Annotated in this window: 14 protein-coding genes; 11 read left to right on the top strand and 3 right to left on the bottom strand. The window is 34.2% G+C overall.

The features are described from left to right. Positions 1-245: hypothetical protein (locus AB8B65_RS14810; RefSeq protein WP_405302037.1), on the top strand; the 245-nt coding region annotated here is incomplete at its 5' end. On the opposite strand, the gene AB8B65_RS14805 is transcribed toward AB8B65_RS14810, so the two are convergent. Continuing rightward, positions 242-2,347 (bottom strand): LodA/GoxA family CTQ-dependent oxidase, encoded by a 2,106-nt coding sequence (locus tag AB8B65_RS14805; protein WP_405302035.1) that lies wholly within the window; start codon positions 2,345-2,347, stop codon positions 242-244. The two genes, AB8B65_RS14810 and AB8B65_RS14805, sit on opposite strands and share 4 nt — an antisense overlap. Positions 2,348-2,522: 175 nt before the next feature. Here AB8B65_RS14805 and AB8B65_RS14800 point away from each other — a divergent pair, with 175 nt between their 5' ends. From AB8B65_RS14800 to AB8B65_RS14755, 10 genes are all read left to right on the top strand, one after another. After that, positions 2,523-3,005, top strand: a complete 483-nt coding sequence (locus AB8B65_RS14800; RefSeq protein ID WP_405302033.1) for a MarR family winged helix-turn-helix transcriptional regulator — start codon at positions 2,523-2,525, stop codon at positions 3,003-3,005. Beyond that, a complete protein-coding gene (locus tag AB8B65_RS14795) occupies positions 2,992-4,326 on the top strand; it encodes a S41 family peptidase (protein ID WP_405302031.1) in 1,335 nt (444 codons plus the stop codon). The genes AB8B65_RS14800 and AB8B65_RS14795 overlap by 14 nt, the downstream gene beginning before the upstream one ends. A gap of 181 nt (positions 4,327-4,507) precedes the next feature. Then, the gene (locus AB8B65_RS14790; RefSeq protein ID WP_405302029.1) at positions 4,508-4,846 is read left to right on the top strand and encodes a PadR family transcriptional regulator; all 339 of its coding nucleotides are present in this window, start codon (positions 4,508-4,510) and stop codon (positions 4,844-4,846) included. Further along, positions 4,843-5,274 (top strand): hypothetical protein, encoded by a 432-nt coding sequence (locus AB8B65_RS14785; protein ID WP_405302027.1) that lies wholly within the window; start codon positions 4,843-4,845, stop codon positions 5,272-5,274. The genes AB8B65_RS14790 and AB8B65_RS14785 overlap by 4 nt, the downstream gene beginning before the upstream one ends. A gap of 475 nt (positions 5,275-5,749) precedes the next feature. Next, positions 5,750-6,289: a hypothetical protein gene (locus AB8B65_RS14780; protein ID WP_405302025.1), complete on the top strand. Its 540-nt coding sequence runs from the start codon at positions 5,750-5,752 to the stop codon at positions 6,287-6,289. 403 nt (positions 6,290-6,692) lie between these two features. Further along, positions 6,693-8,618: a BatA domain-containing protein gene (locus AB8B65_RS14775; RefSeq protein WP_405302023.1), complete on the top strand. Its 1,926-nt coding sequence runs from the start codon at positions 6,693-6,695 to the stop codon at positions 8,616-8,618. Next, the gene (locus tag AB8B65_RS14770; protein WP_405302021.1) at positions 8,615-9,868 is read left to right on the top strand and encodes a dihydroorotase; all 1,254 of its coding nucleotides are present in this window, start codon (positions 8,615-8,617) and stop codon (positions 9,866-9,868) included. Before AB8B65_RS14775 ends, AB8B65_RS14770 begins: the two co-directional genes overlap by 4 nt. After that, a complete protein-coding gene (locus AB8B65_RS14765; RefSeq protein ID WP_405302019.1) occupies positions 9,868-10,194 on the top strand; it encodes a DUF4870 domain-containing protein in 327 nt (108 codons plus the stop codon). Before AB8B65_RS14770 ends, AB8B65_RS14765 begins: the two co-directional genes overlap by 1 nt. Positions 10,195-10,205: 11 nt before the next feature. After that, positions 10,206-10,859 (top strand): alpha/beta hydrolase, encoded by a 654-nt coding sequence (locus AB8B65_RS14760; RefSeq protein ID WP_405302017.1) that lies wholly within the window; start codon positions 10,206-10,208, stop codon positions 10,857-10,859. A gap of 1 nt (position 10,860) precedes the next feature. Then, the gene (locus AB8B65_RS14755) at positions 10,861-11,325 is read left to right on the top strand and encodes a hypothetical protein (protein ID WP_405302015.1); all 465 of its coding nucleotides are present in this window, start codon (positions 10,861-10,863) and stop codon (positions 11,323-11,325) included. A gap of 2 nt (positions 11,326-11,327) precedes the next feature. Here the strand turns inward: AB8B65_RS14755 and AB8B65_RS14750 are convergent, their stop codons facing one another. Both AB8B65_RS14750 and AB8B65_RS14745 read right to left on the bottom strand, forming a co-directional pair. Next, the gene (locus AB8B65_RS14750; protein ID WP_405302013.1) at positions 11,328-11,855 is read right to left on the bottom strand and encodes a hypothetical protein; all 528 of its coding nucleotides are present in this window, start codon (positions 11,853-11,855) and stop codon (positions 11,328-11,330) included. Between the two features lie 12 nt (positions 11,856-11,867). Then, entirely contained in the window at positions 11,868-12,632 is a 765-nt protein-coding gene (locus AB8B65_RS14745; RefSeq protein WP_405302011.1) for an MBL fold metallo-hydrolase, read from the bottom strand. Positions 12,633-12,643 lie beyond the last annotated feature (11 nt).

Raw genomic sequence — 12,643 nt, 5'->3', positions numbered from 1 at the left:
AGAAACGCGAAGCGATCCAAAAGCGAAGCGATCCAAAAGCGAAGCGATCCAAAAGCGAAGCGATCCAAAAGCGAAGCGATCCAAAAGCGAAGCGATCCAAAAGCGAAGCGATCCAAAAGCGAAGCGATCCAAAAGCGAAGCGATCCAAAAGCAAAGCGATCCAAAAGCAAAGCGATCCAAAAGCGAAGCGATCCAAAAGCGAAGCGATCCAAAAGCGAAGCGATCCAAAAGCAAAGCGAGTCTAATTATCATTAGCATCATACGCCACATACACAATCTCAGGAATGCCATCAATATCTAAATCGAGTCGTCTTCCTGTAACAACGCCAATATCTTTCCATTGATATACCATATTTATCAAGCCATTCATATAGCCGCCTTCCGCGTGATATCCTATAAATCCAGTACTTGCCGTATGCAACCATTCCAATCGATTGGCATAAATATTACGTTTTGTATCATCAGTAATCGTAGGATCAAGCAGTTTTTCATAACTGTCTTTAGGTAATACATGCACAGGTAAATTTGCTGCCCACCAAGATGGAACTGGATATTGTTTCTCTACATAAACCGCCTGACAACTTCCTGCATCTGACTGCCACGGAATTCCCATCCATTTGGTTAAATCGCCTGGTGTAATTTTCCAAAACCAGCTGTCTTTACTTCCTGGTTCCATCGATCTTTGGATGTCTTCCGAATTCATTGAAAATCCAAAATCATTGTAAAATATATTTTCTTGTTCTTCTCTAGAAGCTAAGTTTAATCGTACTTCACGTAAACCATACGCGCCAATTCTGTAATCGTGATTGTCTACAATAAATCGGTATGTTTCTCTATTTTCTGAATAAATATTATTATGTCGCATTGGCCAAGTCAATTCAACTCCAGGGTGAAAACCGCCGCCATATAAAGTTTCTAAAACGGCTCTTGTCATTAATAAAGGCTTGCGTTTTTCATCATTTGCAGATTTCTGGAATTGTTCACGATAAAACGCGCCCATTTCGTTCATATCTTTAAAATCGAAGCTTTCTGGCGTATAAAAATGTCCATCGCGCCATTGTTTCAATTGTTCATAAATCATTGGTGGAATGGCAAACCATTGTGCTGGACTTCCCGGATAATCAATCGCATCACCAGGATAATATGGTAATTTTAATTCTTCTGTTCCGCTTCCGCGATTTACAAAATCGGTGCTGTTTTTACTTGGAATAATCGGTTCGTTAGACATTGTATACGCAGGATTACGGAACATATTGAAAATCTTTTCACGAACCGCATCTGCTGCTGCTTTTGGTTCTTTTTGATAAATGTATTTGAATTGATCTTTTTCAATTAACTCATCGATTGTTTCTTTGAATGATGGCGCTAAAAAGTCACCCAAATTAACCCATTGCATTCTATACAAACGATACATCATTGGAAAAACGGTTCCCAATTCTGGCTCATGATATTCGTTAGATGCTCCTGTAATTAAATCGTACATTGTTGATAATGGTTGAATTTGTGGCGCATAATCTGGCGGTGCAGAAGCTACCCAAGCAGCAGATTGTTCATCGTCAAGTTTATATTCTTCTCCTGTATCTTTTCTAATAATTTTTGCAGTAATGCGTCCGTCACAAATATCATCGTACCAATTTGAATTATCGGCAAAATCTGTGTTTAAGTCAGAAGGATTCAAAGCTGCAGAAATTCCATCTGCTCCATAGAATATCATCGTTCCGTCATCGTCATATTCAACCGTTCCAAGATTCACTTCTTTTGCATCAACATTCATGCGTTTTGCCAACATACTAACCTCATTTTTTGAAAAACGTGAGGAAGGAAATTGCCCTCTTATTTCTCTACGTTTTCCATTTGCGTCTACGCTGACCATTTCTGGATGATTTACCAAATCTTTACGATAATCGTATCCATCTTTTACGCGCAATCCTTGATCTAATACATTCGGATTTCTGTATGCGGCGTTAATTCCGGGTGCGAGTTTGTCTTTTACAAAATTTGGAGATAAGTTTTGGTTATCTGCAATCACTGATAAATCTAAACTATTGTTAAAATCGTACCAAAATGGTTTTTTATTGGCAACTTCCACAGACCATTCTATATCGAAATCGGCTGTATTTATTTGTCCTGTTGGATTTCCATGATCGTCACATTCGTAAATATAAAAACGTTGTGCTTGCTTCTTTAAACGTCCATCTTTCGTTAAGTAATTTTGATCAGTTTCGTATAAATTTGCCCAAGGAACTTCTGGACTGAATATTACTTTGTCTTTTTCTGCGGGACCGTTTCCGAGCCGTGCAATTCCGATAGACGGATAAATTCTAAATTTTGGAGTTGTATTTGCCATAATATGGTTGATTTTTAGATGTATAAAGATATGATCAGCTACAATTTCATACTAGCGTATTTTTACGTGATTTTTTCACTTTCACTATTTACGTATACACTACTCTTCTGTTAAAAATTTAAAAAATCTTGTTTTTAATTGACACATCAATTATTATTGCATCAAATAAATATGTATGCACCTAAAATCTCCTGCTGAAACTATTTTTTATACAATAGAATCCACGATCAAAGAATATAGAAAGGCTTCACAAAAAAACCTTTCTATTGAAGTAGATGATATGACAATTGATCAAGGAATGATTTTGGCTTTTTTAGAGAAATATCCTGAGAAAACGCAGAAAGAAATCGCCGCAATGGCTTTTAAAGACAACGCTTCTATGACACGAATGCTCGATTTAATGGAGAAAAAGAAGTATTTAAAAAGATCGATCAATCAAGAAAATAGAAGACGCTATAAAATTGAAATCACGGCAAAAGGGAAACAGGTTTTAAAAACCTTATCGCCTATTATTACAGAAAATCGTGAAAATGCACTTTATGGTATTTCTGAAGAAGAAGTTATTCATTTAGAAACTATTTTAAAGAAAATCAAATCAAATTGCACAATACAAGCGTCATTCGCCAATCATCAAATCAAAAAAAATGAAACACATTAATTTAAGAACTACCATTATTTACTGTTTGCTCTTTTGGTCAACAAGTATCATAAAAGCGCAAAATAAACAAGTAAAATTAACGCAATCGCAAATTCATAACGTTGTGGATTCGATTGCCAGTATTTTAGATACGAATTATATATTTCCAGAAGTTGCCACAAAAATGAATTCTAAAATTCAAGGTAATTTCAAAAAAGGAATGTATAAAAAGATCAAAGATCCGCAAGTATTGGCTGCTTCCTTAACCAAAGAATTACAGGAAATTAGTCATGACAAACATTTGAGAGTCATATACAATCCTGAACAAATTGAAGCCGAAAAACGCGTTATTACTACGGAAGATAGTTTGGCGTATGTCAAAAATCGCGTGAACCAAATGAAGTATCAAAATTTTGGTTTTAAGGAAGTTAAAATTCTCGATGGAAATATCGGCTATTTAGATTTACGTGCGTTTATGGATACTGAATATGCGAGTGAAACTGCGGTTGCCGCAATGAATTTTTTGAGTAGCTCGGAAGTTATTATTATCGATCTTCGTCAGAATGGCGGCGGATCACCAAGCATGATTCAACTTATAACAAGTTACTTATTTCGCTCCAATCCTGTACATTTGAATAATTTTTACAACCGATCGGCAGATAGAAGCTCGCAAACGTGGACATTGCCACATGTGCCTGGCAAACGAAATCCAGATGCAAAAGTATTCGTGTTGACGAGTAGCAGTACTTTTTCTGCGGCAGAAGAATTCTCATATAATTTAAAACATTTAGAACGCGCTACTTTAATTGGCGAAACAACTGGCGGCGGCGCGCATCCTGGCGGAACTATTAACGCAACCGAAGGTTTTATGGTTTGGACACCAACTGGACGCGCTATCAACCCAATTACAAATACAAATTGGGAAGGAGTTGGCGTAATTCCGCATGTAAAAGTAGAAGCGAAAAAAGCATTAGAAGTTGCCGAAATGAAAGCCTTGGAATATTTAGCAGCAAAAGCAACTGATGATGGATTGAAATTTCGATACAATTGGGCATTGACGAATAAAAAAGCAATGTCAAATCCGATGACTGTAAAGCAATCAGTATTGAAATCGTATGTAGGAACGTATGAAGTACGAAACATTACGATGGAAAATGGCGAACTGATCTATCAACGTGAGAATAGAGGAAAACACAAATTAGTTCCTGTCAGCGAAAATGAATTCATGGTTGGAAATATTTCTTTTTTTAGAATAAGATTCATCAAAGAAAATAATAAAATAGTTGCACTTGAAGGTTTATATGACACGGGACGATCTGATAAAAATTTAAAAACCAACTAAACCTAACTAACCTAATTTTAATTTACTAGTTGAAAAGAGAATCTCATCACAAGATTCTCTTTTTTTGTGAAAATATCTAAATGTTGTATTTAAACACAATAAATCACTTTAAATAGGCGTTCTGTTTAAAATTAAAATACATTTTAATAAAATGTATATAAATAAAATGTATATTTGTCTCATGTATAGTAAAGAACTCACCAAAGGAACATTGCAACCGATCATTTTAAAATTGCTAAGTCAACATGAAAAAATGTATGGATATGAAATTACTCAAAAAGTAAAAGAGCTTACCAAAGGGAAAATTGATATTTCCGAAGGTGCGCTCTACCCTATTTTGCACAAACTCGAAAAGAATAATGTATTAGAAACGGAAAAAGTGTATATCGGCAAGCGAGTTCGGAAATACTATTCGGTAACTAAATCCGGGAAACAGGTCATCGTTGATCAAACCAATCAAATTAATGATTTCATAAAAACATTGTCGTTAATATTCAATCCAAAACCTACTTCAAAATGATACTAACGGACCAAAACATCGATTATATTTCTAAAAATTTAGAATTGTATGGTTTAAAGAACCAAGAATTGAGAGAAGACATTCTTGATCATATTTGTATACATATAGAAAATTCGGAAGCAACCAATTTTGAATTAGCGTATCAAGCGGCAATTCAGAAGTTTGGCGGGTATTTAAACATCAATCACATACAAACAGAAACAAATGTACAGTTGTATTTTAAAGCTTCTAAAAACCGAATGAAATTATCATTTGCAATAGAGCTTCTTACTTCAATGTTCATACTTACAGGATGTTTTTTTAAAATTATGCAGTGGCCTTATGCTGGTTTGATTCTATTTTCAGGGTTTGCGCTTTTAATTTTACTAGCACTTCCACTCTACTTCTACACTAGATACAAAGAGAAATTACTAAAATATCAATCATAATACGAACATTTAAAATCAATTAAAAATGAAAAAATCAGTTTATGTTTTAGGCTTTATCGCCTTATTCACACTTAGCACAGCTTTCCTATTTGAAATCATGCATTGGCCGTATTCAGGTATCTTGATACTTATCGGTTTTGCACTATTTAATTTTGGCTTTTTACCAACGTTATTCTACAAGTTGTACAGCATTGAAAAGAATAAGTAAACTTTCTATTTACAGTTAAGTAGCGTTTGAAAAAGGAATCTTGTTATGAGGTTCCTTTTTTTGTCTGCGCTGAGTTTGTTGAAGTGTGGATTTAACTTTTTTTGATTTATTTGATTAATTTATTAATTGATTTTGAGAATTACGGGAAACCACATTGTGTATGTATAGGTTTTGTTTTATTTTTATAGAAAACAACAAGAAAGTTCCTCTTTTTTACTGAATTTAACACGATAATAGGAATTCCTGTCATACATAGACTTTAAACATTTGAAAAAAACTAAAGGCATATTAATTTCCGCTTTTGCATTAACTGTAATTTCTGCATTAGCCTATATAATTTTCTTGTTTTTCTATATGCAGAAAAGATATGCGGAAAATCCAATAGATAACAAATCAATTTTTACGGAATCAAGATTTTTAAACAAATTTTCAAATGATACTCTTAAAATTCTAACTAAATATCTTCTAATAAAAACAGTTAGTGATTCAATAATTACGTATGATTATAAAAGTGAAATGGACTCTTCACGGGATTTAAAAGTGAGTTACTTGACAAAAAATAAAAAACTTCAATTTGCCCTAACCGATTACAAAAAATATGAAGAAAATACATTTGAGGTTAATGGAATTTGGTTTGATAAATACGATATAACTGAACCAATTGTTGACGGGATTAGCCCTATAATATTTAATGAAGAATATGGAATTTTAGCAATTACTGGACCGCTAAATCCGACATTATTTTTTATGGAAAAATCAAATGACACAGTTTGCGCAGAAAGGATATTGAATGCATTATGGAAATAAAAACATTTTACAACAATATATATAAAATGAACTATTACAAATTCCTACGCTAACGCAAGTTTCCAACTATACCAACAAACAAAAAAATAGTGGATTCGTGATAAAATTTCTATTTTCAAAATTAGTAACGGCACGAGTTGAAAACTCGCGCTAGCGATTGGAGAAAGTGGATTTATTGACGATTTTAATCCTGATGAAAATTTAAAAGTATTGCATCAAAAATACAATGAGTAAATGAAACTTAATGACATCAAAAAATAGATTCCGCATCAAGTGCGGAATGACAAAATGTAGAAACTCCTCAACAAATAAACTCCAAAACCACCTTTAACAAATCATTATAAACCACAAAACATGGTAAAATAAAATTAATCGTTTATATTTGACAAACGTTTTTTTAGGAATGCAATTCAAACACCCAGAAGTACTTTACGCCTTATTATTACTACTAATTCCTATTCTGGTTCACTTATTTCAACTTCGACGATTTGAGAAAACAGCATTTACGAATGTAAAATTTCTACAAAATGTCATTCTACAAACCCGAAAAAGTTCACAATTAAAGAAATGGCTTATTCTACTTACGCGAATGTTAGCCATTGCAGCACTGGTTTTTGCCTTTGCACAACCGTATTTTGCGAATCGTAATATTGTTAAAAGTGAAAAAGAAACCGTTATTTATTTGGACAACTCGTTCAGCATGCAAACGAAAGGTGAAAAAGGCGATTTGCTAAAACGTGCCGTGCAAGAGTTACTGAATACAGTTCCCGAAAATGAAGAAATTTCTATTTTTACGAATACAGAAACGTTCAAAAATACAACGATTAAAAGCATTCGGAATGATTTGTTACGCTTGGAATATTCACATCAGCAAGAAGCAATTCCTTCCGTAATTTTAAAAGGTCGCAAGTTATTTTCGAAACAAAAGAATTCGGATAAAAACTTAATTCTGATCTCTGATTTTCAACAAAACGAACAATTATCGGTTCAAACAGATAGTACATTCACAACCAATTATATTCAACTGAAACCTGCAAATGCAAATAATATTGCGCTCGACAGTCTGTACATATCTGAACAAGATGCCAATTCAGTAAAAATTGCAGTGGTTCTCAAAAACTCAGGCGTTCCTGTGCAAGATGTAGCCGTTTCATTGTATGATGGCGGAAGCTTAATTGCAAAATCATCTGTGAATTTAGATTCGCAAAACAGCTCAGAAGTCAGTTTTTCAATTCCTTCAAACAAAGTGATTCAAGGTGAAATTCGTATTGATGACAATGCGTTGCAATTCGACAATAATCTGTTTTTCAATATCAATGCACCCGAAAAAATCAACGTGCTTGCCATCAATGAAACTGATGACGAATTCTTAAAGAAATTATACACCGAAGACGAATTTAAGTTGGTTTCTGTCAAATTAAATCAACTGAACTACAACGAAATTTCTGCACAACAATTAATCGTTCTGAATGAGCTTAAAACCATTCCGAATCCGTTGTTGACAGCACTAAAGAGTTTCAAACAAAATGGTGGTTCTCTAGTAATCATTCCCGCCAAGGAAAGCAATCTAACAAGTTATAACGGACTTTTAAGAGCGAATAATTTTAGCAGTTTAACTGATGTTCCGAACGCAACAGAAAAGAAAATTACGAAAATCAACTTTTCGCATCCACTTTTTACAAATGTGTTTGAAAAGCAAGTCACGAATTTCCAATATCCGAAAGTGAACGATTATTACAGTATTGTTTCCACTGCGGCTATTTTACGATTGGAAAATAATCTGCCATTTCTACTTTCAAAAAATGAAACGTACGTGTTTACGGCGCCGATTAACAACGAAAACTCAAACTTTAAAAACTCGCCAATTATTGTTCCTATTCTGTATAATATTGGTAAAAATAGCTTGCGATTAACCGATTTGTATTACACATTAGGACGTGAAAATACCTTTGATGTGCAAACCTCACTTGGACAAGATGCCGTGTTAACGATTGCGAAAGCTGACGAAGAATTCATTCCGCTACAGCGAACAACAAATACGAAAGTTCGTTTGACGACAGACGAATTTCCATCGAAAGCTGGGATTTACAGTATTAAAAACCAAAAGACTGAATTACAGCAAATTAGTTATAATTTTGATCGAAAAGAAAGCACATTACAATACCATACTATGGCAAATGCCTATCCTGAAAACACGCATACAACAGTAGCGCAGTTTTTTGAAGATTTAAAAAATGAACAGTCCGTTGCTTCGCTTTGGAAATGGTTTATTATTTTTGCGCTAGTATTTTTAGGTATTGAAATTTTGATTTTAAAATTCGTAAAATGAACCTCATCATAAAATCCGCGACTATCATTGATGCAGCGAGTGAATATCATCACGCTACGAACGATATTTTGATAGAAAACGGAGCGATTACACAGATTGCCTCTTCCATAGAAAATTCAAATAATTACGACACTATTTCGCTTGAAAACTTACACGTTTCACAAGGTTGGTTTGACAGCAGCGTGAGTTTGGGAGAACCAGGATTTGAAGAACGTGAAACCATTGAAAACGGTTTAAAAACGGCTGCAAAAAGTGGTTTTACTGCCATTGCCGTGAATCCGAATGCAAATCCGATTGCAGATACGAAAGCAGATATTGCGTATTTAAAAAGTCAATCGCTTGGAAATGCAGTCAACCTCTTCCCTATTGGCGCTTTGACGAAAGAAAGTCAAAGTGTGGATTTAGCAGAATTATTTGATATGAAAAATGCTGGCGCAATTGCGTTTGGCGATTATCAGAAAGCAGTTGCGAATCCGAATTTATTGAAAATTGCATTATTGTATGCAGCAAACTTTGATGGATTGGTACTTTCATTTCCGCAAGAAAACAAAGTTGTCGGAAAAGGAATTGTAAATGAAGGACATAATAGTACGCGATTGGGCTTAAAAGGAATTCCGTCCTTGGCGGAAGAATTACATATTGCGCGCGATTTATTTTTGTTGGAATATACCAAAGGGAAATTACATATTCCTACGGTTTCTTCTGCAAAATCGGTTCAGTTAATTCGTGAAGCCAAACAAAAAGGCTTGAACGTCAGTTGTGCTGTTGCCATTCATAATATTCTGATGACAGATGATGCATTGGAAACATTTGACACACGTTATAAAGTATTGCCGCCATTGCGCACAGAAAATGATCGAATAGCATTGATTGAAGGTTTAAAAGACGGAACAATTGATATGGTGACAAGCGATCACAATCCAATTGATATAGAACATAAAAAAGTTGAATTTGATAACGCTATGTACGGAACTATTGGCTTGGAAAGTGCTTTTGGTGCGTTACAAACTATTTTTAAAACTGATACAACTATTAAATTATTAACTACTGGAAAAGAACGTTTTGGCTTGGAAACTACGGCAATTGCTGTGGGACAACAAGCTAATTTGACACTTTTTAATCCGGAAGGAAATTACACATTTACCAAAAAACACATTCACAGTAGTTCTCAAAACAGTGCTTTTTTAGGAAAACAACTCAAAGGAACTGTTTACGGAATTGTTCATAATCAACAGAAAATAGTTTCGTAATGGATTCAAAAACAATAGAAGCTGGCAGACAAATGGCTATGATTTCCTATTTTACGCTTATCGGAGTCATTATTGCGTATGCGATGAATAAGGAAAGTAAAAACAGCTTTGCAACGATGCACATTCGCCAATCATTAGGCTTGAACCTTCTATTATATACCATTGCAATTTTTATTGGATTTTTTGGCGGCTGGTTGGTTGCCTTACCTTTTACTATATTTTTTGTTGTACTTTGGGCATTTGGCTTTGTAAATGCTTTACAACGAGACTACACGCCAATTCCGCTTGTTGGCGATTACTTTCAAGAATGGTTTAAATCTATTTAACACACACTACCATGGACACTAAAAAATTATCACTTACGCACTTAATCAGAACTCCAAAAATCGCGACAGAAAATGCGCCTGTTATCATTTTGTTACATGGATACGGAAGTAATGAGGAAGATTTGTTTTCGTTTGCCGCAGAATTACCCGAACATTTATTTGTGGTTTCGGCACGTGCGCCAAGAGATTTACAACCATATGGATATTCGTGGTATGATATTCATTATACAGCTACCGAAAAAATAAGTGACGACGAACAAGCGATAGAATCGAGAGATATTGTCGCCAATTTTATTGATGAAGTTGTTGAAAATTATCCTGTAAATGCTGAGAATGTTACGTTATTAGGTTTTAGTCAAGGAACCATTTTGAGTTATGCGGTGGCGTTTACACATCCTGAAAAGATAAAAAATGTAATTGCATTAAGTGGTTACTTGAATCATGGAATCTTTGATGTAAGTGATGATAAAAAATACGATCACTTGAATTTTTACTGTTCGCATGGAAGTCAAGACCAAGTGATTCCTGTTGCAGCAGCACGTGAAATTGCTCCATTTATGAAAGAACACAATTTGAATCATGTCTACGAAGAATATCCTGTGGGACATGGTGTAGCGCCGCAGAATTTTTATTCGTTTAAGACTTGGTTGGAGGAATTGATTTGATATGAAAAGTATCTTAAATATAGTATGTATTCCCTTTTTAGTAGTCGTATTTTTCACTTCTTGTAACGACGATAAAGTACACCAATTAGAAAATAAAATTGAAGTCCTTCAAAAACAAGTAACAATTTTAAAGGATTTTTTAAAAATTAATCTAGAGCAAAAGTTAAACAACACTATGCTAATAGGTCAACCTCTACATAAAGAACCTAAAGTAAACGAGAAAACTAAGATCAGATTCGCGTTTTCTGAACAATGGACATTACCAAAATATGATGTATATGAAGTTGTTAAGAAAAATAATGAAGTTGAGAAAAAGTTATTATTGAAGCAACAAATTAGTTCTCATTTTGACATTACATTTCACCCAAAAACAAAGCAAGATACCCTAATGAAATTAGAGGTTGTATTTATGATTAATAATAGACCTTTGATGATTCCTGCTCTAGTAGTTTTTGATTTAGATTAAATCTACTCCTTATACTTCGGGTAAATAACTTCCGTAATCAACTCAAAAGTGATATTTTTCTTTTGATCTAGTTCGTAACGTAGTAGCATTTCTCCCCAATAATCGCCGTCAGTAAAGCTACAGATAATCCATTTGTGATTGATAACTTTTACTTTATCTACAGACATAAATTTTCCGCCTGTACCATCAAAAGGAACTAATGGATTGTTGGCAGAAGCCGAATTTTTATCATAAATAAGATCTGTAATAATTTGAGAAAGGTTTTCCGAATTTACATTGTAATTATCAAAATATTCCAATGCTTCTCCGTTACTATCCAACGAAAAATAGCGCAAATCTACATTTTGATTGTAAAGAACATCCATTGAATCTTTGTATTTTTTCACATCGCTTTGTAACGTATCAATCTTTTCACGGAAATCTACAATTTTACCATTTTGCTGCTCGTACATTTTATTCATACTTACGTATTGATAAATGGCAAGTAAAGCCAAAAATATGACAGCGTATAGTAAGATTTTATTTTTCATTGGTCTGTTATTTTAGATCGTAATTGTTAAGGTATCGTACGCCAAAAATACATTTTCTGGCAATTCTTTGGAAACTTCTGCATGGAAACCTAACAAATGACTAATGTGTGTTAAGTAGGCGCGTTCTGGCTGAATTTCCGCAATAAATGCTAACGCTTCTTCTAGTGAGAAATGTGAAATATGCTCCTGAATTCGCAATGCATTGACCACAAGTACTTTTAAACCTTTTAGTTTCTCTTTTTCGACTTGTGCCATCGTTTTTACATCTGTCAAATAAGCAAAATCATCAAATCGATAGCCAAATACTTGCAACTTATAATGTAACGCATCAATTGGTGTAATTCGTACACCTTCCAATGTAAAAGAGTGATTATTTTTTACTTCATGCTGAATAACGCCTGGCGCACCTGGATATTTATTTTCTGTGGCAAAAATATAATCGAAACGTCTGGTTAATTCTCCAAAAACGCGTTTGTGTGCGTAGGTATGAATGTCTCCTTGTCGGAAATAAAAAGGTCGAATATCATCTAATCCCGCGGTATGATCGGCATGTTCGTGTGTAAACAAAATACCATCAATCTGTTTGCAATTGGCGCGTAGCATTTGCTGTCTAAAATCGGGGCCACAATCAATCACATATGTTGCATTTTCCCAAGAAATCAAAATAGAAACGCGCAAACGTTTATCGCGCATATCATCACTTAAACACACAGGATGATCACTTCCTATAATTGGAATACCTTGTGAAGTACCTGTTCCTAAAAAAGTTACTTTCATAGCCAATGCTG

Source organism: Kordia sp. (genome assembly GCF_045105435.1).
In the GTDB taxonomy this organism is placed as follows: domain Bacteria; phylum Bacteroidota; class Bacteroidia; order Flavobacteriales; family Flavobacteriaceae; genus Kordia.
This window is presented reverse-complemented; position numbering and strand designations above follow the sequence as displayed.

Excerpts from the sequence above, each read along its gene's own strand:
- AB8B65_RS14750 (WP_405302013.1), bottom strand. The coding sequence starts at position 11,855 with ATGAAAAATAAAATCTTACTATACGCTGTCATATTTTTGGCTTTACTT.
- AB8B65_RS14805 (WP_405302035.1), bottom strand. The coding sequence starts at position 2,347 with ATGGCAAATACAACTCCAAAATTTAGAATTTATCCGTCTATCGGAATT.
- AB8B65_RS14765 (WP_405302019.1), top strand. The coding sequence starts at position 9,868 with ATGGATTCAAAAACAATAGAAGCTGGCAGACAAATGGCTATGATTTCC.
- AB8B65_RS14745 (WP_405302011.1), bottom strand. The coding sequence starts at position 12,632 with ATGAAAGTAACTTTTTTAGGAACAGGTACTTCACAAGGTATTCCAATT.
- AB8B65_RS14760 (WP_405302017.1), top strand. The coding sequence starts at position 10,206 with ATGGACACTAAAAAATTATCACTTACGCACTTAATCAGAACTCCAAAA.
- AB8B65_RS14770 (WP_405302021.1), top strand. The coding sequence starts at position 8,615 with ATGAACCTCATCATAAAATCCGCGACTATCATTGATGCAGCGAGTGAA.
- AB8B65_RS14795 (WP_405302031.1), top strand. The coding sequence starts at position 2,992 with ATGAAACACATTAATTTAAGAACTACCATTATTTACTGTTTGCTCTTT.
- AB8B65_RS14800 (WP_405302033.1), top strand. The coding sequence starts at position 2,523 with ATGCACCTAAAATCTCCTGCTGAAACTATTTTTTATACAATAGAATCC.
- AB8B65_RS14785 (WP_405302027.1), top strand. The coding sequence starts at position 4,843 with ATGATACTAACGGACCAAAACATCGATTATATTTCTAAAAATTTAGAA.
- AB8B65_RS14775 (WP_405302023.1), top strand. The coding sequence starts at position 6,693 with ATGCAATTCAAACACCCAGAAGTACTTTACGCCTTATTATTACTACTA.
- AB8B65_RS14755 (WP_405302015.1), top strand. The coding sequence starts at position 10,861 with ATGAAAAGTATCTTAAATATAGTATGTATTCCCTTTTTAGTAGTCGTA.
- AB8B65_RS14790 (WP_405302029.1), top strand. The coding sequence starts at position 4,508 with ATGTATAGTAAAGAACTCACCAAAGGAACATTGCAACCGATCATTTTA.